This is a genomic window from Pseudodesulfovibrio tunisiensis (genome assembly GCF_022809775.1).
GTDB classification, from domain to species: domain Bacteria; phylum Desulfobacterota; class Desulfovibrionia; order Desulfovibrionales; family Desulfovibrionaceae; genus Pseudodesulfovibrio; species Pseudodesulfovibrio tunisiensis.
The window spans coordinates 3,335,581-3,357,064 of the sequence record NZ_CP094380.1 but is presented as its reverse complement, the minus strand read 5'-3'; the positions used below and the strand labels follow the sequence as shown (position 1 = coordinate 3,357,064).

Annotated in this window: 13 protein-coding genes; 9 read left to right on the top strand and 4 right to left on the bottom strand. The window is 48.0% G+C overall.

Annotation, left to right across the window (positions count from 1 at the left end):
• Window positions 1-238 precede the first annotated feature (238 nt).
• The 9 genes from MPN23_RS15960 to MPN23_RS15920 all read left to right on the top strand — a co-directional run bounded on the left by MPN23_RS15960 (window position 239) and on the right by MPN23_RS15920 (window position 16,115).
• Entirely contained in the window at window positions 239-3,061 is a 2,823-nt protein-coding gene (locus MPN23_RS15960) for an SIS domain-containing protein (RefSeq protein ID WP_243545230.1), read from the top strand.
• 121 nt (window positions 3,062-3,182) lie between these two features.
• A complete protein-coding gene (locus MPN23_RS15955) occupies window positions 3,183-4,007 on the top strand; it encodes a TnsA endonuclease N-terminal domain-containing protein (protein WP_243545229.1) in 825 nt (274 codons plus the stop codon).
• Window positions 3,991-6,078 (top strand): transposase family protein, encoded by a 2,088-nt coding sequence (locus MPN23_RS15950; protein WP_243545228.1) that lies wholly within the window; start codon window positions 3,991-3,993, stop codon window positions 6,076-6,078. The genes MPN23_RS15955 and MPN23_RS15950 overlap by 17 nt, the downstream gene beginning before the upstream one ends.
• The gene (locus MPN23_RS15945) at window positions 6,079-7,728 is read left to right on the top strand and encodes an AAA family ATPase (RefSeq protein WP_243545227.1); all 1,650 of its coding nucleotides are present in this window, start codon (window positions 6,079-6,081) and stop codon (window positions 7,726-7,728) included.
• Window positions 7,729-7,732: 4 nt separating this feature from the next.
• On the top strand, window positions 7,733-9,244 hold the full coding sequence (locus tag MPN23_RS15940; protein WP_243545226.1) for a TnsD family Tn7-like transposition protein: 1,512 nt from the start codon (window positions 7,733-7,735) through the stop codon (window positions 9,242-9,244).
• Window positions 9,241-10,845 carry a Tn7-like element transposition protein TnsE gene (locus MPN23_RS15935; RefSeq protein ID WP_243545225.1) on the top strand — a complete coding sequence of 535 codons (1,605 nt, stop codon included), beginning with the start codon at window positions 9,241-9,243 and terminating at the stop codon, window positions 10,843-10,845. Before MPN23_RS15940 ends, MPN23_RS15935 begins: the two co-directional genes overlap by 4 nt.
• 99 nt (window positions 10,846-10,944) lie before the next feature.
• Window positions 10,945-11,979, top strand: a complete 1,035-nt coding sequence (locus MPN23_RS15930; protein ID WP_243545224.1) for a DUF3800 domain-containing protein — start codon at window positions 10,945-10,947, stop codon at window positions 11,977-11,979.
• A 149-nt stretch (window positions 11,980-12,128) separates the two neighbouring features.
• Window positions 12,129-14,408 (top strand): ATP-binding protein, encoded by a 2,280-nt coding sequence (locus tag MPN23_RS15925; RefSeq protein ID WP_243545223.1) that lies wholly within the window; start codon window positions 12,129-12,131, stop codon window positions 14,406-14,408.
• 9 nt (window positions 14,409-14,417) lie between these two features.
• Window positions 14,418-16,115: a hypothetical protein gene (locus MPN23_RS15920; protein WP_243545221.1), complete on the top strand. Its 1,698-nt coding sequence runs from the start codon at window positions 14,418-14,420 to the stop codon at window positions 16,113-16,115.
• On the opposite strand, the gene MPN23_RS17240 is transcribed toward MPN23_RS15920, so the two are convergent.
• From MPN23_RS17240 to dndB, 4 genes are read right to left on the bottom strand one after another with little or no spacing between them, the layout of a single operon-like run.
• Window positions 16,105-16,479, bottom strand: coding sequence for a DndE family protein (locus MPN23_RS17240; RefSeq protein WP_424450057.1), 375 nt, complete (start codon window positions 16,477-16,479; stop codon window positions 16,105-16,107). The two genes, MPN23_RS15920 and MPN23_RS17240, sit on opposite strands and share 11 nt — an antisense overlap.
• Window positions 16,436-18,436, bottom strand: a complete 2,001-nt coding sequence (gene dndD, locus MPN23_RS15915; RefSeq protein ID WP_243545219.1) for a DNA sulfur modification protein DndD — start codon at window positions 18,434-18,436, stop codon at window positions 16,436-16,438. Before dndD ends, MPN23_RS17240 begins: the two co-directional genes overlap by 44 nt.
• Complete coding sequence (gene dndC / locus MPN23_RS15910) at window positions 18,433-19,842, bottom strand: DNA phosphorothioation system sulfurtransferase DndC (protein WP_243545217.1); 1,410 nt, start codon at window positions 19,840-19,842, stop codon at window positions 18,433-18,435. Before dndC ends, dndD begins: the two co-directional genes overlap by 4 nt.
• A 1-nt stretch (window position 19,843) precedes the next feature.
• On the bottom strand, window positions 19,844-20,944 hold the full coding sequence (gene dndB, locus MPN23_RS15905; RefSeq protein ID WP_243545215.1) for a DNA sulfur modification protein DndB: 1,101 nt from the start codon (window positions 20,942-20,944) through the stop codon (window positions 19,844-19,846).
• Window positions 20,945-21,484 lie beyond the last annotated feature (540 nt).

Here is a 21,484-nt window from a genome sequence, read left to right as displayed (position 1 = left end):
CTTGTCGCCGAAACGCGAGCAGCCTCTGCGCAAAAACCCTCACTCCGGCATGGGGATATGGTGGGGTAGGCCATCCCGCAAAAAAAGTCCACCCTCCCCGATTTCCCGCGACAGACTTGCCAAGGGCCTTCATGTAACGTAATTCCCTAAGCCACCGGAGATATGCGCCCCGGCGCACGAAAGCCGTTCCCCTTGGCGGCTTTCCACCATGCAACCCAATCAGGAGAGACTATCCGGAATGTGTGGCATCGCCAGTTTTCTCAGCAACAGACGTTGGAGCGAATCCCAGGACCTGTCCTGGCTCGACACCTTGGCAAATGGCCTGAACACCGCGGCCGAATGCACGGACACCCTTGAGGCGTGCACGCCTCTGAGCGCCCTGGCCGAACGGTTTCAGGAACTCATGAGTTTCGACCTGCATATGGAACTCATGGAAAACGGGGAACGCATGGCGCAGGTCACGGCCCTGCGCGACGACCTGCGCAGATTGCGGAACACCACAGCCCTGCGGCTGGAACAGGGGCCGCGCACCGACGACCTCGAAGCGCTGCGCGAAAAGCTTGATGACTATCTCTGGCAGGTGGACCGCGAACTGCTGGACAATCTGGACCGCGTCCGGGCCATCATGCCCGACTCCCTTGCCCATGATGCATCGGCCCGGGACCGCCATTTTCTGGGCTGGGCAACGGAACAGGTTCTGGAATCTCTCGACAAGCTCGAAGTGCGCGGCCGGGATTCCGCAGGCATTGCCGTAACCTTTACCCTGCCCGCGGGCTCGTCTGCCGAAGCCGGACTTTCCACGGCGCTCAAGGCCGAACTCGAAGAACGCACCGCCATCCGCAACGCGGACAACCTGAACGTGCTGGTGCGCGATCTGGACGACGGCCGGACCGCCTGCCGCTTCCTGTACAAGGTGGCGCAACTCGTGGGCCAGCTCGGCGACAACGGCTCCGCACTCCGCAAATTCATCCGCGAAGATCGTCTGCTCTGGTCCATGGCCGAAGGGCTGTCCACCGTAAACATCATCGCCCACACCCGCTGGGCCTCCAACGGCATCATTTCCGTGCCCAACTGCCATCCCGTGGACGGCCTGATCGAAGGCGACGTGTCCACCGGACTGGAAAAGACCATGTTCGTGCTCAACGGCGATGTGGACAACTACCGCAACCTCGTGGAACAGACCGTTCTGTCGCGAGGTGCGGCCATCCCGCAGGTCATCAGCACGGACGCGAAAATCCTGCCCGTGCTCTTTCATCTGGACGCCCCGGACGGCGACGCAGAGGAACGCTTCCGCAGCGTATTGCGCCGGTGTCAGGGCTCCCTTGCCGTGATCATGCAGAATCTCGGCGACTTCGACAGCCAGTTTCTGGCCCAGAAGGGCAGCGGCCAGAGCTTCTACGTGGGCCGCACGCTGGATGGCTGGGTCGTGGCCTCCGAGGCATACGGACTTGCGTCCCGCTGCCGCAGCTCCTACCCCATCGCCGTGCATCGTCAGGGCGGGGTCAGCATGATCCTGCGCAACGACGATGCCGAAGACGCCATTCCCGTGGCCCGCTATCTGGACAATGGTGAAGGCGTGCCTCTTGCCGAGGAAAAAATCGAAATCTTCTCCCGCGACATCTTTCGGGGCGAGTTCAACCACTATATTGAAAAGGAAGTCCACGAGGCTTCCAGTTCGGTACGCAACACCCTGCACGGGAAATACGTGCGCCAGGACAACGCGATCCACTTTCTGGCCGAAGGGTTCGGCAACGGTCCGGCCCTGATGGAGCGGCTGCGGGACACATCCCGGCCCATCCGCCGCATCATTGCTCTGGGACAGGGAACCGCGGCCATCGCGGCCATGGGCATTGCCCAGCTCCTGCGCCGGAGCCTTGCAGGCAGCGACATCGGCATCGAGAACTTCACGGGATCGGAATTCGTCGGCTTCATGGGCGATTCCCGACTGGACGACGTGCTCCTGATTCCGGTCTCCCAGTCCGGCACCACCACGGACACGAACCGCGTGGTGGACCTCTGCCGAGACCGGGGCGCATGGATCAACGCCATCGTGAACCGCCGCAACTCGCCGCTGGTGCAGAAATCCGACTCGCACATCTACACCTCGAACGGCCGCGACGTGGAAATGGCCGTGGCCTCGACCAAGGCCTTCTATTCCCAGATCGCGGCAGGCAAGCTTCTGTCCCTGTGGCTGGCCTCGGAACTCGGCACCATGACCGATGCGGCCATTGCCGAGGAAATCCTCTGTCTGGAAACTTTGCCCGAAAAGATCGACCGGGTGCTGGAAAACAAGGCGGCCATCGGCGACATCGCGACCCGGTACGCGCCCACCCACCGCTATTGGGCGCTCGTGGGCAACGGCGCCAACCGCATCGCGGCCGAGGAAGTGCGCATCAAGCTTTCCGAGCTCTGCTACAAGTCCATTCCCTGCGACGTGACCGAGGACAAGAAGCACATCGACCTGTCCACCGAGCCGCTCACGCTGGTCATGGCCAGCGACCTGCCGGAAATGGTGGTCATGGACACGGTCAAGGAAACCACGATCTTCCGGGCGCACAACGGCAGCCCCATCGTGTTCTGCGCCGAGGACGAGACCCGGTTCGACGGCATTGCCGAAGCCTGCATCAAGGTGCCCCGCGCCGGAGCCGGTCTGGATTTCGTCATGGAAACCGTTGCCGGCCACTGGTGGGGCATTGCCGCGGCGCAGGCCATCGACGCGCATGCAGAACCGTTCCGCAACGCCCGCATCCTGCTGGGCGAGATCGTGGAAAATCCCGCGCTCTGGGATCGCACCCGATTCCTGAACAAGCTGAACAAGGCGCTGGAACGATGCGCCGCCGGAGCCACGGACTCGGCCCTGCCCACGCATGTCGCGGCCCAGCTCGCCAACTACATGCTCTGGCTCGTCAACCAGCCCTCGGCCATCCCGGCAGCAGATGCCCGGCTCGACGACATCCTCAACATCCTGAACAAGGCCATCGAGGAAATGACCCGGCCCATCGACACCATCCGGCACCAGGCCAAAACCGTAACCGTCGGGATATCGCGGCCCACGGACTAGAAAAATTGTGGGAGAACAATAAAGTTGTTAACAACACAATAAAGTCGTTAACAGCACAATAAAGTTGTTAACAAAAGCCGCTCCGGTTGCTATAAAGATGGCAAACTAGGAGCGGCTTTTTATGGCCAAGCGATATTCCCATTCCGAGGTGACCTTCCAGCGATGGCTGAAGGAAGGCCGTGGCAGCGGCAGGCAAGATGAGTATAAACCTTGGCTGACGGTACGGGACCTGCCTTCCCGAGGCCGATCCCATCGCGTCTTCGGGCACAAGGCACTACGAACCCACCACCTCTTCTCGGATCTCGAACTTGCCGTCTTCCTTCTCTTGGAATGGCAAAAAGATGTTACCGAGATCAGAGAACAGTTCCCGCTTCAAATAGAACTTACCTGCGAGCTCGCCGAAAAGCACGGCATCCCTCACCCGGCAATGTCCGGCGTGCCCCAATACATGTCGTCGGATTTCCTCGTTGACACATCCCGCCCCGGTGAGCCCCGATTTGCCTTGCAGGCGAAATATTCCAGCGAGCTTCAAAAACCTCGCGTGATCGAAAAGTTAGAGTTGGAACGCCGATATTGGGAGAACAAGGGAGTCCCGTGGCGGCTGATCACGGAAAAAGAAGTCCCGTCCACCGTGGTTGCCAACATCAAATGGCTCTATCCTGCACAACGGGACGACATCTCCGAACTCGACCTCGCACTCAGAACGGACTTCTACAGTCATCATTTCGCCCAAAGCAAAGCGACCACGCTCATCGATCTGGCCAAGTCCCTGGATGTCGCATACGCCCTATCCCCTGGTGAATCCCTGCGCGAAATCAGACAACTGCTGGCCTTGCGTTGTTTCCTCTTCGACATCCACATTGCCTACCGCAAGCTTGCGCCCAGCGAGCTCATTGTCGCCGAAGATACAGCCATGCAGGAGATGCTCCATGTTCAGGGTCAATGAAGTCCTCAAATATGACGAAAGGCTATTCCGTGTCCTTTCGGTGCTCGGGACGCATCTGGTTTGGATAGACATGGAAGAGCCCAAGGCCTTCCCATCATTGGTTAGTGCCGATGACCTGATGAAAGCAATCGATGACGAGACCCTTTCCCGGGCGAAAGACCCATATGCAGAACTCGCCATGGAAATGCCCGAACAAGGAAGCACAGCTCAAATCAAGCGGGACAACAATTATGCCTTGGTTCGGAAGGTTGCCGATGACCCTGAATATTATGACCGCAAAACACTAACCGCTCGAATTAAGGACGTCCTGGCAACTGGGAAAATCTCAAAACCTTACCTCTACAAGTTGCTCCGAAGGTATTGGCAAAGAGGGCAAACTCCCAATGCCATGCTTCCAGATTACAAAAATTCCGGCGGAAAAGGTAAAAGGCGTTTAGCACCCGACAAAAAACTCGGACGACCGCGTAAATTCACGCCCGGAATCGGGGCAATCATTGATGCACAGTCTGAGCGCCTTTTTAGAATGGCCATTGACAAGTACCTGCTTAAAGACAAGGGGTGTAGCTTCCCCTATGCGCATAGGCGATTCAAAGACCTATACGAGCAGTACTTCCCAGACGTTGAGGAATCGGAGATGCCGACACGCAGGCAGATGCAGCACTTTTATCAAAGTGAGTACCAATTACCCGAAACGTTGAGGAAACGGACAAGCAGCATTGAATACAACAAGGATGTCAGGCCGATGTCTTCCACGGCTAACGTGGACGCCCTTGGACCTGGCTCAAGATATGAAATCGATGCGACCATTGCCGACATTTACCTGGTTTCGGACAGCGACAGGCGCAATATCGTTGGACGACCGGTCATCTACTTCGTCATCGATGTCTTCAGCCGCATGATCACCGGACTCTATGTCGGGTTCGAAAACGCTTCCTACCCTGCCGCGCTCCAGGCACTCGTCGTGTCCATGACGGACAAAGTTCAGTTCTGCAAAGAATACGGCTTTGAAATAACCGAAGAAGAATGGCCCACAGTCGGTTTGCCGGACGCTATATTGGCCGACAGAGGGGAGCTGCTTGGACATCAGATCGAATCGCTGGAGGCATGCTTTTCGGTCAGGATCGAGAACACTCCCCCATACCGTGGTGACGCCAAAGGCATTGTCGAACGAAACTTCCGGACGATTCAGGCCGAGTTCAAGCCATTTGCGCCCGGCGTTGTCGAGAAGACTCTCGTAAAGAAGCGTGGTGGCCGAGACTACCGACTGGACGCCAAACTCACCGTACGAGATTTCAAAGAAATCATCCTCTCCTCTGTTCTGATGCATAACCAATATGATGTATTGGAAAAATACGACCGCGATTCGGACATGCCGGCAGATTTGGTCATGACCCCGCTTTCGCTATGGAATTGGGGCATCCAAAATCGTACAGGACGCCTGAGGACGGCTTCAGAGGAAGCAATCCGCATCAGCCTCATGCCGAGAACGAAAGCTACCGTATCCGAGCTGGGAGTATCCGCCTTCGGCGTTCACTACACTTCCAAGGAAATCGTCGAACGCGGCTGGCTCCACAGGGGCAAAGGGGTGCGCAGGCCTGTCGGGTTGCAAGCGGCATACGATCCATCCTCAGCAGACACCATCTACCTGTTCCCGTCGCAAAATAGCGGTGAATATTGGCAATGCAATTTGGCGCAACGCTCACGGGAGTTTGCCGGGGCCTCCTTCTGGGATGTCTGGCGAATCAAGGATAAGCAGAAAAAAGTCACTGCCCAAAGTCGGTTGGAAATGGAAACGCAAAAGCGAAAGCACGAACGCTTTATCGCGGATAAAATCAAAGACGCCGAGGAGCGGGCTCCTGAGACTGACGGCATGAGTAATGCTCGAAGGATCGGCAGCATTCGCACGAACAAGGAGCAGGAGAAGCGTCGGGAACGTAACCCCTTGATCAGCAAGCCCTCTCAACGGGACACGTCTGCCGGGGCCACAGTCACACCTTTACATGGCAATGAGGTTGAAAGCGGCGAGTATCCCGACTTCATTGAAGAGCTTTTTGGCGACGAGGAGAATTAAATGGCGCTCCCATCTGGACATGTAAAAGCGAGATATCAGGAATCTACCATTTCTCAATATCGAGGGAATCCCTTTATCGAGGCCCTGCCATCAACTTTTTCAATTGAGCAGGTCAGGGCTAGCATGACAGGAATCGTCCAGTATAACCTCAAAGACATTTTTGCAGAAGGACGTGACAGGGCACATATGATTGCCGCGTTGCTGGATGACTTTTTTCAGCCGCTTGCATCTCACATACAGTTGGAAGAAAAACTTTCGATTATGATCAGGAGGGGATACGTCGGAAGAAATCTCATAGACGGATCGCTCAATAGCCATATGCAAAATGGATATGAGCGTATCATGACTGGTGATTTGGATGTTTTTCGTTTCCATCAAGTCAAATCCACTGCATCAAGCTTGTCGCTGATCGGATGTTCTGGAAGCGGGAAAAGCACGTCACTGAACAGAATCCTTTCAGCGTACCCGCCAGTAATTTTTCATGAGGTCCATAATTTTACCCAAGTGGTTTACCTCAAAGTGGATTGCCCGCACGATGGTTCTTTGAAGAGTTTGTGTATCAATTTTTTCAGGGCCCTGGACGGAGCTGTGGGCACGGACTATGAAACAAAATACGTCAAGAAGCGGCATGGGATAGAGACCCTTTTGGCCCAGATGAGTCAGGTGGCAAACGCTCATGCCATCGGCGTGCTTGTCATAGACGAAATCCAACATCTCAGCCGCAAGCGGTCTGGCGGCGTCGAAAAGATGCTCAATTTTTTCGTCACCTTGGTGAACACTATTGGCTTACCTGTCGTATTCGTGGGAACTCCCAAAGCACGGCCGATTTTCGAACAAGACTTGCGTTCCGGTCGACGAAGTGCAGGCCTCGGTTCACTTCTCTGGGAACCGATGAAGCCCCCTGCCCAGGCCATAGATTCCGTAACGGGCAAGCCTCGAATTACTGAATGGAAAGCCTTTACGGATAAATTGTGGACCTACCAGTGGCTCCGGAACCGGGATGAAGTCCTGACTGATGACGTTCGTTACTGTTGGTACGACCTGTCGCAGGGAGTTCTGGACATTGTCGTCAAACTATTCGTTCTGGCCCAACTCAGGGCAATCGTGACCGGCGTAGAACGTATTACAGTCAACATCCTAAAAAAGGTCTATGAGAACGAATTGAAGCCGGTGCACCCAATGCTGGCAGCCCTCCGGTCCGGCGACCCAGATCGGATTGCGGAATTTTCGGACTTGATGATTCCTGACATCGAGAACAAATTAACCAAGCTTACAGCGGCCATATCAAAGCCCCGTGCCTCTGATCCATATCAAGGGAATTCTCAAGCACAACGGCTTCACAGCTTACTGATAGGCATGGACTTTGAGAGCGATGCAGTCGTTCCACTTGTAAGGCGCATAGTTGAAGAGCACCCGAACCTCACCACAAAAGATTTGGTATCAATAGCACTGGAATGCTATGAGTCTGATGAAAAGCCTCAAAAGAAAAGGCTGAAAACCAAGTCCGTCCCTCAAAAAGACTGGCACACGTTGGAATCAGACGACTTACGATTCATGTACTCCCAAGCTGACAAGAAATCTCTCCATGCGCATTTGAGCAAAAACTCCGTGATATTCAGGTTGGAGGACTGGCTGAACAAAACAGGGTAGCGGTATGCTCAATTTCCCCGTGCCGTATCCGGACGAACTGCTTTATAGCGTTGTGGCACGAGCAGGAGTCCATTTTGGCATAACAAGTCCCAAGCAGCTCCTCGATGCAGTCTTTGGCGACAGAAAAGTCGTGGCCACGATTGATCTGCCGTCCCACATAGAGGCCATCTCCAAACAATACCCGGAGTCATTAGGTCTTACCGCCGAAAGTATGGTGTACAAGCATACCCTCTTCCCGCTTTATGCTCCCTTCATACCGGAAGACAGGAGACTCGCAGCCCTTGATTGGATGACCCACCGAGCTAAAGGGGCAGTCCATGTGGGCTTAGGCGTCACGACATCTCGGATTCGCCAGCCTGAGTACCTCCGGGTATGCCCCCAATGTCTGGAAGACCAACTCATAGAGCATGGGGAGCTCTGCTGGCTACGTCAGTGGCAGGTTCCGGGTTGCAGCCATTGTCTCAAGCACGGCTACCTGTGCGACACGCAGTACAGACTGCATAATTACCACAGACATGCCTATGTGGCCCTAACCCCGACCATGATGTGTTTACCCGCCAACTCGAACAGTCCTCCCATTGGAAAACGTATAGAGAGGCGAGTGAAAGAACTTCTCGATCTGCCGCCTGCGCGATCCCCCAGCCTTGAGCAATGGAGCCTCTTTTACACACAAACTGCTCATGCAGCCGACATCACCAGAAAAAGCAAAGTCATCTACGATCTCCTCAAGCACAAAGTCCTCTCTTCCTGGACACCCCAACACCTTGCCCAATTGGGTATTCCCGTCACCGACAACAAGTCCAACTGGTTACGCCTTTTCATGCGAAAGCACAGGAAGTCACACAGCTTCCTGCAACACATAATAATCTTGGAAACACTGCTGGGGACGGAGTGGAATTTTGAAGATGTGATTTCTCAGGCCCGAAAGCAAATCGCCCAAAAACATCAGGTAGCCTATTTCCCATCGAAGAATATTTCGCAATCTGTTTTGCATACCAAACGCAAAGCATGGCTTGAGATGGTTAAAGAGCAAGGAACCAGGAAATCGCGAAAATCAGGCGGCGACCCAGTTTACGTCTGGCTTTACAGAAATGATCGAAACTGGCTAAATGCCATCAACAATAAATATAGAAGATCAACACGTTCGGAGAACCGACGAGTCGATTGGAATGAGCGTGATAGGTTAATTCTTGAGCGCCTCAAGGCGATAAAGCGAGAGCATATCAATAAACTGGAAGGTCCGCGTCGAAGCTCAAGCTGGTACCTGGCCCAATCCGAGTGCCGGCATCTTTCTCGCAAGCTCGAAAAAATGCCGCTCTCGGCTGCTTTTTTGGAAAGCAACAGCGAAGATGTTGCCAGTTGTCAAATAAGGAGAGTCATTCGAGCCATGATAAACGATGACTCACATTCAGGAGAAATGCCCTATTGGAGATTGCTACGGTTGTCTGGCCTGAGCGAACAGAGGATGTATGAGCGGACCAGACAATTCCTGCACTACCTCGGATGGTCGAAATGAATGAGTATCGATTCAAAAAATTTGATGACGATGTGAAGATTATGGGGATTGGCTCATTGTTCAGACGGCATTCCGGAAGCAAATGGAACGTCAATCTTCAACTCGCCCCTTCTCAACGCAATAGCTACCTGAGCTTCTCCAATGCCCCCATTCTCGCTAGAAGGCGCATAATTAATCCGACCACAGAATTCTTGAAGCCAGGGTACGACCAACGAATCAAGATCACAGATACGAGGACGTGGCTCGTCAAAAGGATCGGAGAATGTCCGATCGCAGGATTTCAAAGGAAGCTGGAAGCTGGCCAGTTCTGTTTTGTTTTCGAAAACTATGACGGCAGGACGATATTCCTCCCGCAGTTTGAGTTGGCTCGGACCCTGTTTTTTCACGGTAAGTATCTCTCCCGGACGGCAATCGAATCAGATTGTTTGAGAAGCGAGTTCGACGTTTTCGTGGACCATAAGCAAAATTGTGCGACCATTCGAGTCATGCCTTCTGCCGGTTATGCCGTATCTCATTTGAATGAGCCAAAATCGCAAAACTACCTGTCTTGGGTCCTGTTGGATGCTGATGCCCGTAAATCCTATGAAAGCATATGCAAATTCCAACGATTATACGGGAAGAATGCGCCAAGCTATCGAAGATGGACCTTCCAGTTCGAACCACCGCCGCTGGAAAATGTCTTTCTACAAGCTCGTGGGCAATTTGATCGAGAGGTGAACTGCTTTTTTGCCTGGGAGATCGATGCGATCAGAGGCGTCCCCAATGCGATGCCGCAAGAAATATATATTGAGCATCCAAAATTTGAGCACTCCGTCCCTGGGAGCGGACAAGTCGTTCATCCTGCAGGCAATGGCGAGCCGTCTCCGTTGTTCATCCATGACGACATTGCCGCGAACGCCAACACCACTTCAATCGAGCTGGAGGCTGAAAGCGTTGCCGTCGTATTCAAGAAGGCCTTCCACGTAAACCGGGTAGCCTCCAAGGCCAGAAAGAGGCCTACCACAACTCAGGGAGACGAGAGTGGCAACAAAGTGATTTCGGTCAGCACGGAAGAAGGAATTGCCGATCACGGCCTGCCTGCGGCAGACTGGAACACCTTGAACGACGAGACGGATTACAGCCAGTTCTTCGAAAACAAATTTGAATGCTTCCTGAACATGGTCAGAGTTCTGATTGGGACCTATGGGTGCGTCCCTGTCACAAAAGCAATCGTCCCACTTCCCAAAGTAGGGAGGTGCAAAAAGCACCTGCTTTCAACTACCGGAGAAGCAAGAAGTATCGCAGAGGTAGGCCTGAGAGTTGAAGGCAAGATCGTGCACCTGCTCGAAGTAGACACCTCAGACGCCGACAAAGCCATCTCCACTCAGGTCCTCGTTGTGAGGGACTTAAGAAGGTGGAAAGCAGACTTTGAGATCTTGAGGCGAGAACTCATTCAGGATTCCCTCAATTGGCCAACGAAGCTTCTTGATAACCTGTGCGGAAAGGAACGCCATTGTGGCGTCAACCATCCCCAGGCCCCTAAGGGCAGTAGAGGTGTCCTCGACCCAGAATCTATCGCAGGCTGGGCGACGCGGGTTTATGGCTGGATGGCGCAATTATAGCTGCGGCCACCCAAATAGTCCTCAGCTCTCAAAAATAGCTTTTGCAATAACGAGTACCATGTTACCTCGTGTAAAACTCAAAAAACGCAAGGCGCGATCATGTACATGTACTTAGATGAGTCAGGTAACACCGGCCTTCATATCTTTGATGAAAATCAAAGGCACTTCTACCTACTCACGACTCTTTCAAAATGGAATATTAACAGATTATTTTCCACCAGCCACAAACGAGCATTATCATTAGCTAGTTGCGAAGAGCTTCATGGGAATGAATTGGGACATCACGGCATAGAAAAAATTGCCCATGTCCTTAATCAGGTTATTAAGCGTTCTGGTTCAAGATTTATACTATGTAAAGCAGAGAAACTCTTCTTCGCGGCAGCACTTCTTTTTGATTCCATATTCGACCCTGACCAGAATCCAGCAGCGAGTTGGGAAGTGTATATGGATAACGGATTGAGGGACGACCTATTCCATTTGTTTCTCCAAAAAACACCTTATGAAACTCTGGATACTTTTTGGACTCAATGCGTTCGTCCGAACAATGCAGAGAGAAAACTGGAAGCGTTTTTCTCCCTATGTAGAGGCATATTAAACGACATCCTTCCCACACTAGCGAGCCAAGATCCCAGAGTCGAATATATGCTGATAGTATTATCAAATCTTGTCCCAGAAGCCTGCGACATTGGGATTTGCAGTCAGGGTCTCGATACAGCACGGGGCTTCTCTCCAAACGCAACATCGTTTGGAACACTTCTTACTGAAGCTTGCGTGCTTGCGAAAAAGATGGACAGGCCCATCATAGAGTCCAACCATGACGTGCAGAACGAATTTATGACGCACTTGGCTAGCGTCATTGAAATAGGCCAAAATTTCCCAGAAAATCCACGAGAAGATGTTTTGCTACCTGTGGACGGTTTAGACCTTAGCCCGCTGAGCAACACGCAATATTCTATGCGAGATTCGTCTCAGTGTTTCGGTATCCAGCTGACCGATGTGGTATTGTGGAGCTTAAAGCAACATCAAGAACGGAATCGACAGAACAGGTTAGCCAAATTCGTGAATACACGGTTGGTAGTTAGCAACTTCGGTTTCGGTCAATACGGCTTATCCGCGCCTGAACCTTTAGGTTAGGAATAAGATTATAACCAAGGTAGACGAATAACACTTCTAAATTGTGGATTATTTCTGGCTAACATAAATAGAAAGATATAATACACAAAGAGAAGTTTAATAATCAGATTTGCCATCGACCACCCTTTGAGATGTCAGAAGGATACGAGATGACCAAGAATTCATTTAGCATAATGCCAAGAGTGTTAGCTCATTTTGGCGATGAGCTTATTCGAAATGAAATCATCGCGCTAACGGAACTCGTGAAAAATGCATATGACGCTGGGGCAAAAAAGTGTGATGTAATTTTCTATTTCAAAAGGCCTCGTAACCGAGAAGATAAGATTAGCTACAAACCTTTTAGGATAGACATTGTCGACACGGGAAGTGGCATGTCTGAGGAGACAATCAAAGAGCATTGGCTAACAGTAGGGACTGACAATAAAAGAAAACTGATCGAAGAAATGGAGACTGAAGACAACTGCTCTATCGAGCAAAAGTTTGATGAAAATCAGCCCCTTCAAAGAGTGCCACTGGGAGAAAAGGGAATTGGGCGCTTTGGTGTCCATAAGCTTGGACAGCTTGTTATTTTGGACACAAAGAAAGAACACTGTAATGCCAAAAGACTCATAATTGATTGGAATAGACTTGATGGAGCAAAAACTCTGTCAGATTTCGACTTTGATATAACTGAATCTCGTGCACTTTTTCCTGAGAACAAAGGTACACACCTTACTATTCTAAATATTAAAGGCGAGGATAAGGACTGGACTCGGGCAAAGCTTCGAAGAATATACCGAGCATTAACGGCACTTAACATAAAATTTGACAGGGCTGATTGTAAACTCATTGATAATAAGGCTGTGGCTCATCTGCTCAAATTTACTAAAGCTTCAGGAACTAGCGATCAGTTCAATGTAAAGGTAATCCCTAGATATAATCGTTCAGTTTTTCGAGGCCTTAAAAACTTCGAAAGTATCAAAGATTCAGCTCTTTATGAATGTGACATTTTGATTAGTGATAATCAGATTAAAGATTTTGAATACAATTTCAACCCATGGAGTTCTATTGAAAAGAAATTCCCACCCCACTCCATCGCCTTTTCAGATCTCAAGAGCATAGAAAAACTACTGCAAAAGCCATCTGACAACTCTGGCCCAGAAGATGAAAAAGAAATGATTGAAGGCTTGGCCCCCAAGCATGAAGTCGTTGATTTATCAAAATCTAAAATTGGAAACATTTATGTAAAGCTCTACGCTTTTGAACAGACCCCTTCAGTTCGCCAACAACTAGACTCCAAAAAAGATGTCATTGATTTTTTAAAGCAAAGTAGTGGGATTAGAGTATACCGCGATGGCATGCGCGTTTATGATTACGGAGAGAAAGGTAATGATTGGTTAGGTTTAGTCAAGATAGGGGATATTGGTTCACAGCTTCGTTCCGAGCACGTTGTTGGCTACGTTTTTATTGATCGCAAAAGCAGCAGAGGGCTTGTTGAAAAAACAAACCGAGAAGGTTTTATTGAAAACAAAGAATACGAATTGTTCGTATATGCCCTCAAGTGGGCAATAAATTACACCTTTAGACTTAGAAGAAACTCAGACAAAGAAGCCCTTTCAATTTATTATTCCAAAACAGCAGAACCTGTTATTTCCCTTCTGGAAGACACTAAAAAATACATTGATAAGCATATTACTAACGACAAGCACAAAAAGAACTTAACAAGTTACGTCTATCGGATACAAAAAGAATATACAGATATTGTTGATACTCTCTATCACAGTGCAGGAATAGGAAGATTGAGTTCTTCAATTATACATGAAATTGAAAAACTTATTAAGGAAATCAATCTTCAGATAAAATCCTCCTCAGAGTCAAACAAGGCTCGTATACTTGTTAGACGTTTAGATTCAACAATTAAAAAATTCTCATTCTTAATTAAACGTACAGATATCAAAAAATCTTCTGTTGAATTCATCATCGATCAAACTCTATTGTTCATTGAGCTTCGGCTAGACAACCACTCCATAGAAGTGACAACAGACCTCGGAGATGAAAATTTCCAATGCTATGCATCCATAACTCATGCAACAAATGTCCTGTTAAATCTTTTAGACAACTCCATCTACTGGCTTAACTTAAAAGGAGAGTTCAAAAAACAGATAAAACTCTGTGCAACGAACTCTTATGAAGATGGGTATGTCAGCTTGATCGTTGCGGATAATGGCCCAGGCTTCTCTAGAGAGCCTGAACACCTGATAAGACCATTTGTTTCAACCAAGCCCTATTCTATCGGCTGCGGTCTTGGACTGTATATCGCCAACGAACTGATGGATGGAATGAAGGGGGCGCTTAAATTCCCCGAATACTATGATGTGGAAGATATTATAGATGACGAGGCTTTTAAAGAGGGTGCAATAGTCGTGTTAAACTTTAAAGAGGTTAGCTAGGTCTCTGTGATGGAAAATATTGATATTACGGACTGGGTTCGTTCCGCACTAATTATTGATGATGAATGGGAAGAGGTTAAGAATTTATACAGTGAATTAGTCCAACATGGCATATCTGTGAGCTACTACAATCCAAACCCTCAAAAAGCTAATTTTCTTAGCAAAAGTGTAGCGGAAGGGGTTGTCGCTCAAGACTTTGACTCAATTCTTGAAGAAAATCATGAAGATGAAGAAGAATATAAAGAATACCTAGAGAGCATTCTAACAGACGGTCAAGTTAGCGTTGATGGTATTCTGGACAGCTTGGATGTAAGAAACACAGAAGATCTTGAGTTTGCCACTAAGGCTCTTAACGCCTTGATTCGTAGAGATAAAATTAAAGCTGTGAGCGAAGAGCTTTCCTACACTCGGGTTAAAGAGCTTACTGAAGACATCTTCAATAATTACGATTTAATTTTTTTAGATATTGATCTTGGCTTTGAAGAAATCCCTGAGCCCAAAATACACGCGAGCAACGCCGTCACTAGGGTTAAAAATGCAGTTAATAAGGACTGCACTCCATATGGGATAGTTCTTTGGTCTAAGGAGCCAGAAAACCCAATTGAGGATAATGGCGAAGAAATGAAGATCCTTCAATACATGAAGAATTCATTTTATAGTCCGAAATTTGGCAATGATAAACCAAAGCCACTTTTTATCGTTGATAGTGAGAAAACAAAGTATTGCGGTCCACAAAAGTGCGATTGTAAAACCCTATTTCAAGAAATCAATGAAAAGCTCACAACCGATAAGATGGCAAAGTATTTTGCGTGCTGGGAAACGGGCGTACAATCTTCTTCGACCGAAACATATCACTTCATGCAAAGGATGGCGGAACGCCTAGCGGAAAGTGAAAAATTACATGAAATTGAATCATCTTTTTTGGATTTGATAAAGCATGCAACATATATGCATTTTGGTTTTCCAAGGTCTGACGACGAGGCTCTTCCTGGGCTCCTTGCCAGGTATTCTTTTTGCTACATCTCCCATATCCTTTACGATAAATTAAGTAGCCATTTTAGATCAAGGGATATTGATGGGATCTTTTTAAATGGAGTTGATCACCTAAACAGCGAAGAAGACACTAGCCCTTCAATTAATGATCTTCACAAGGCATTTCTCAAGCAATTGTCCAGCTGCAAAGTGGAGCTTGAAAAGGAGCACCATGAGGCTCTTGATTCAGCAGTAAAACAGGCCGCAGAACAAGAAGACACAGATGTAAAAGTCTACGATGCAATAATCGCAGAGCTAAACTTTCTTGAAGTCTTTGATATTGTGACGAGGGATGTCACCCAACTGCCTGGGGTCATTTATAAGAATGGAAAGCAAAAAGAAATATACATTGACATCACACCACCTTGTGATGTCGCAAACTCAAAAAATGATGGTAGACTCTTTTTAGAAGGAGAGTTCCATAATCACAAAGGAAGCCTTAAAAGGGCTAGAAACAACTACAACAGCCCTGCAAAAGCCCGTATTTGGAAAACTCCTCCAGTTCTCTATCAAGGCAGATACACCGTTTTAGATTTTTGTTTGACAAGAGTGATAAAGAAAAAGGAAGAGGGCTACGAGCCTGTGCTGAGGCTTAAGGACTCATCCTTTACAGACTTGATGCAAAAATTTGGAAACTATAATTCGAGGTTGGGGGCTACTAATTTTAAACCCTAAGAGTTTGGTCATCATCCAACAAATCCGCAATGTCTGCGAGCTGCTTCACTTTGGCAAAAAGAATGTCTACACCACGGTAAAGGTGAGCCCTAAAGCATGTATATGCATCAGGGTATTGGTCACTTTGTGTATGCCGCTGCATGGTTAGGGCACAAATGATTTGATCTAAATCGCCAAGGAGCACTGACCTGTGAAGTTCCATGCCATCGCAGACTTGATCTTCATAGATTGGGTCAGATTTGTCCTTTAGAGATAGAAGAACACCGTATCTCATCAACACGTTCGGATTGAGTCCGGTCTTGCCTTTTAAGTTCGTCAGTCTATTCGTTGTCTGCTTCGGAAGTCTGATTCGTGTAAATTTCATAACTTGTGCCTAAGCTGCGCTGAGCGCCTTTCTCTGTTTCTACCCGAACTATTTCAGTACACCCGTTAGTTTTGTCATGCTGAAGTGCATAGACTTTTGAAACTTTGGGACTGAGATCTGCTAGCAACTCAGAATCAATTTCCTCATCAGTTGAAAGGAGGATCAGCTGCTCAATTGCGGGATAATAGTTTTGGACTAGACTTCGACGGTGATAACTATCCAAACGGGCCAAAGGGGTGTCAATAATAGTGGGGATATTGCCGCTCGCAACAGAAGCTAAAGCCCATTGTATTGCGGTGGCCAACATCTGCTGTTCCCCTGCGGAAAGGCGTTTTAAATCAATGCAAGATCCTGCAGACCCTAATAGTTCAACAGAGAAATCATTTGAGATCTTAACATCATGAATAAGTTGATCCTTCCTAAATAGCCTTCTGATATTATGCAAAGTCAATCGCTGAAGGCTTTGCAACCTGCGCTCAAAAAGATCTTCTTTTATCCTAGCCAATACTCGAGGGAATCGCTTTACGAGCTCCTCAGATTTACTTTCAGAGCTACGCTTTTCAAGCTGCTTAGCCAGTTGTAGTAACTTGTTGTCGATCGCGCTTATATCACCTTCTACGCGCCTCTTTCGCTGAACAACCTCTTCAAGTTGCGCCTCTTGAGTTGAAAGCTTGAGATTTAATTTTCGCATTTCGGATAAAGTGTGTGCCAATGCAGCCTCATCAGGCACCTTTTCGATTGCAGAATCGATTGCTGCCAATTCTTTCTGGGCGTTATTTATCGAAGCAAATACATCCAAAGCTTGAGGTCGAATCACATCTTGAGCTTTCCCAATTGCTGAAAGAATCTCATCTGTCTGAGTGGCTGAGATATTATGGATAGGCTTGGAAGTAGGTTCTTCGGTAACTTCAAGAGCCTTTAGTGCAAATTGCCGAACCCTTTCCGGCACGCCTTCTTCCGATAGCGCTTTCTCAACAAGTGCGGCACGCTCTTTAGCAAATTCCTGAACAATACGTGTCGCTGCATCCTCTCTTTCCGACACTAACTGATCAGCTAATTCTTCTAACTCGTCAGACAGTACGCAAAGAGGTAGATAGCTCTGGGACAATTCTTTAATTTTTACACAATCTTCTTCCAACTGTTTTTCAAGTTGAGTTTTCCGAGCCTGCAAAGCCCCATGTGAAGACGCCAAATTGCCCCCAGTTTCATAGAAGGTAACCTCAGAGTTCCCAAGCTTCTTCCGATCCCTTTTGATTGCCTCATTCAATTCGGCGAACCTAAGGTGAAGCAACTCTCCTTCTTTATGATACTCGGCCTTCTCCTCTTTTAACGCCTGTTGAGCTTTTAGAATTGCTTGATAATCCTTTTTATTCTTCAGGCTATCATGCTGATATCTACCGATTGCTTCTTCTAACCCGCTCACCGCACTCAATCCGATCAGTTTCTTTACAGCATTGCTGATTTCTCCAGACCGTAACGACTCGCCAAGATTATTAATTTTTTCACCATCAAAGAAGAACAACTCCATCATACCTAGCGGTACAATGCTAAAAATGAACTCTTGATAAAACTTAGGGGTCACATCCTGGTACTTCTCATTGTCTTTCAAGATCAACAACGTCTCTTTAATCTTCCCATTATCTCTCTGCCAACTTCTTCTAACAGTAAAGTCTTCATTACCAGCGAGAGTACGTTGTCGAAACTCCATTTCTATTGATGCGAAAGCCTCACCGCTGCGAATGAAGCCATCAACATACTCTAAGTATTTCTTCTTATTGTTATTGAACAAAAACTGACCATATAAGTTAATTTTCATGGCTTGCAGAAGGCTAGTTTTACCTGCACCATTGTTCCCACTTATGACTGAAATTGAACGTTGCGGAGTGTGTTCAAAGCTGAGAACGTGCTCACCCTTGAAAGAAGTAATATTTGTAATTGAGATTCTGTTAAGTATCATTCGAGATCCCGATATATTTCTGATTCTGTACGCCACTCTTTCTTGAAGGACTTTGCCACCTTGTTCTTGAGTCGAACTTTGGACCGTAGGCCTTGGTGGTATTGAGCAGTGGTTAGTAGCTCCATTGCCAATTCTGCTGGGAAACTTTCCTCTTCGCAAATCTGTTGGACAGCAGTTTTGTCTTCTTTGGTGAGAAAGCCGATCTCATCGATGCCGTTGTCGATCGTTTTCCCATTTACTTCTTCGTATATGGCGTAAACACTGCTTTCCCAGTCATTCTTTTCCTCTTTCCACAGGCGCTGAATCTCATGTAGTTCTCTTTCTTCAATGAGATAAATATATTCTGAATCCGGATAGGGATTGTTTTCATTTATCTCCCTTTCCGTCTGGAGAAGAGAGCGTAAGAAGTCTTTTCTGAAGTCCATTGTATACGGACCACGCGCAAGTTCTTTGATTCCCTCTTCTTCCAGTTTGCCTCGAATGAAGAGCGATTGGCCGTTTCGTTTAACATGCTCCCGGAATAGTTTTTTGTTATCTGGAATCTGTGTAAAAAGTAGGGTTTCTCTAAGGTTCTGAAGAGGGGCAAGCCATTTCTCCCCGTGTTTAATCAGGGAGGACAAAGCTTTCTCCTTTTTTACTACCGTGCAACACCAACAGCCAAAACGACTTTTGCCACAGCTAGGAGCCTTGATGTCCAGAATGAGCGGACACTCTCCGTCACTCGCATTTTTGTACATGTAAACGAGCTCTTTGTTGTCCGCGCCCCAAGGGGATGGGTTATCAAGCAGGTAGTCCCAGACTTCTTCTGTTTCCCAATCCTCAATCAATGTATACACATGGGCAGTTGGAATTTCAGGATGAGGGTTGTACATCTTTCCTGAAATCTTGTGGCTTTCGATCCTTTTTTTTCTGGCAGTGCTTTCGCTTTTGCGGGAGCCAAGCAACAGTATCGCACCTGATGAGTCAAAAGCTTGGGAACGGATAAACTCTGATGTCGGATCGATTTTAAGCCGATCAGTGCACCACCTGAAGTTGTTGGTAGGGGCTGGGTAGCCTTTCCCCAAAAGGTTGACCCAAAAGGTGTCGCTGACATCTGGAAAAACCTTGATCGGATTGAAAGGAAGGTTTTGCTTGGTCGCGCCTTCCGACATCTTGGCGAGATTTAAATCTATGTGGTTTATAACTTTAGGAATCTCAACCAAGGTGTCGGACGACAAAATATATACGGGCTTAAACAGCTCCTCAGAACTTAGCTTTGCTAAAGCACTCCACACCAGTTGAACCAACACGGTGGAATCCTTGCCGCCGCTATATCCAAGTATCCAGGGCCAACTGTCCGCTCTATATCGCTCTTGGATTTCAGCATAGATGTCTGCTAATGGACGATTTGCGTATATATTATCCATACTATCCCAACTGCCTTTGATTTAAGTTGAACTTTTCTTCAGCAGCGATTTCTTTTTCATTCAGTTCAATGCCCAACTGCGTTTTCAGTACATTCGTAGTAAGGATAAAGCTGATGTTTGACTTCGTAATCTTGCCGTTGTTCAATGCTCGCCCTTCCCACAGCTGATTGTCCCGTTTCCAATTCGCATTCGCGATGACGGAAATAGCGTCATCAAGACCAACGCCGGCGTTTAACCCAGCATTAGTGACAGCTGCGGCTGTATTTAAGAAAATATTGTGGCCACTCAGATATTTTTGCCTCAGCGTACTTGAAGCCAATTCGCCTTTTCGAAATCGCCTCCATTCATCTAAGTTGTTGCCAAGTTTTTCCCAGAATTCGCATGCATATGCTGTACTTCCGTCTACATCATCAAGCTCTTTCCCCAATAATATTTTAGTCGCGTTGTAGATGCCGTTTAATGTGACTAGATTAACCGAGCGATTGGAAATCGTCGTTTTTTCAAATTCTGTGAAATCTTTAAAGAAAGAGACATCCACAGCAACAGATCTTATTATCTCTGCGTACGGATCGCGAGTGTCATAAAGGATGCTCAGGGATTGAGCTGGCTTGAGTGTATAGCGGTTCAAGTCAGTAAAGATTTGCTGACTCATCTTGAGACCAGGATCATTGAAAAAAATAATCGGTAGGAGTTCATACTCGTTGCTTCGCTGCTCTTTTAGAGACTCAATGATCGCAGAGATTCTGTGTTGACCATCATTGATAAGGTATCTAGCACGGTCCCTAATCAACAGTGATCCAACATTGGGAGACCCCTCCGCCTTTTCGAAAGTGACATCGCCGTCAATCGAAACTGTAACTGCAGAAAAGACATAACTATCGGTGTTGGATAGAAGATATTTTTTTATCGATTTGACACGTGTCTTGTTAAGAACTCGCTGAGCTCTCTCCGCTGGGGGGATGTCGTCATTGTCAATTTCATTAAATATTTCAGGCAAGAGGTAAAACGGGCAATTGGCAAGGTAATACTCTCGTCCAGCCTGAACCCCTTTCACCGCTGCAAAACGACGCTCATATAAGTCTGTTGGATGATTGGAAGACACAAAAACCTCACTTCATTGGAATTTGTAAAAACTGCGGTGGAAGTTATTTATTTCACTTCCACATTGACTACATCAAGCCCTTTCAACCGTCAAGAAACAGAGGCGGGGAAAAGGCGCTGAATTCAATTTTTTGAATAAGATACCTGAACAGTGTGTGCATCCAAAGCGGGGCAGGCTTTTTTCAAACACGGTGTCAGCTATCCCAGCCCAGTCGTCGGTTAACAACTTTATTGTTCAAAAAATGCCAAAAGAAAAATGAGAGCACCACCCAGTTAACAACTTTATTGTTTAAGCCTTGGGTTGTGACCACGGGAAATGATGAATTTTGGTTACTCCAGTAAACAACTTTATTGTCCTCCCACAAAAATGCCTTCGGCGACCAGAGAACCCTTTGAAAAGAGGTTCTCTGGACTCTCCGAAACTTTTTGGCACTACGCCGCCTGTGAAGGATGAGGGAGCCTGTCCGGCTCGTATGGCGGCGTAGGGAAATGCAGAAAAGCGAAACATTCTGCTACCGAAGAATACAACTCGGGGGAAACG

Excerpts from the sequence above, each read along its gene's own strand:
- MPN23_RS15945 (WP_243545227.1), top strand. The coding sequence starts at position 6,079 with ATGGCGCTCCCATCTGGACATGTAAAAGCGAGATATCAGGAATCTACC.
- MPN23_RS15950 (WP_243545228.1), top strand. The coding sequence starts at position 3,991 with ATGTTCAGGGTCAATGAAGTCCTCAAATATGACGAAAGGCTATTCCGT.
- MPN23_RS15955 (WP_243545229.1), top strand. The coding sequence starts at position 3,183 with ATGGCCAAGCGATATTCCCATTCCGAGGTGACCTTCCAGCGATGGCTG.
- MPN23_RS15925 (WP_243545223.1), top strand. The coding sequence starts at position 12,129 with ATGACCAAGAATTCATTTAGCATAATGCCAAGAGTGTTAGCTCATTTT.
- MPN23_RS15935 (WP_243545225.1), top strand. The coding sequence starts at position 9,241 with ATGAATGAGTATCGATTCAAAAAATTTGATGACGATGTGAAGATTATG.
- dndC (WP_243545217.1), bottom strand. The coding sequence starts at position 19,842 with ATGGATAATATATACGCAAATCGTCCATTAGCAGACATCTATGCTGAA.
- dndD (WP_243545219.1), bottom strand. The coding sequence starts at position 18,436 with ATGATACTTAACAGAATCTCAATTACAAATATTACTTCTTTCAAGGGT.
- MPN23_RS15960 (WP_243545230.1), top strand. The coding sequence starts at position 239 with ATGTGTGGCATCGCCAGTTTTCTCAGCAACAGACGTTGGAGCGAATCC.
- MPN23_RS15940 (WP_243545226.1), top strand. The coding sequence starts at position 7,733 with ATGCTCAATTTCCCCGTGCCGTATCCGGACGAACTGCTTTATAGCGTT.
- MPN23_RS17240 (WP_424450057.1), bottom strand. The coding sequence starts at position 16,479 with ATGAAATTTACACGAATCAGACTTCCGAAGCAGACAACGAATAGACTG.
- MPN23_RS15920 (WP_243545221.1), top strand. The coding sequence starts at position 14,418 with ATGGAAAATATTGATATTACGGACTGGGTTCGTTCCGCACTAATTATT.
- MPN23_RS15930 (WP_243545224.1), top strand. The coding sequence starts at position 10,945 with ATGTACATGTACTTAGATGAGTCAGGTAACACCGGCCTTCATATCTTT.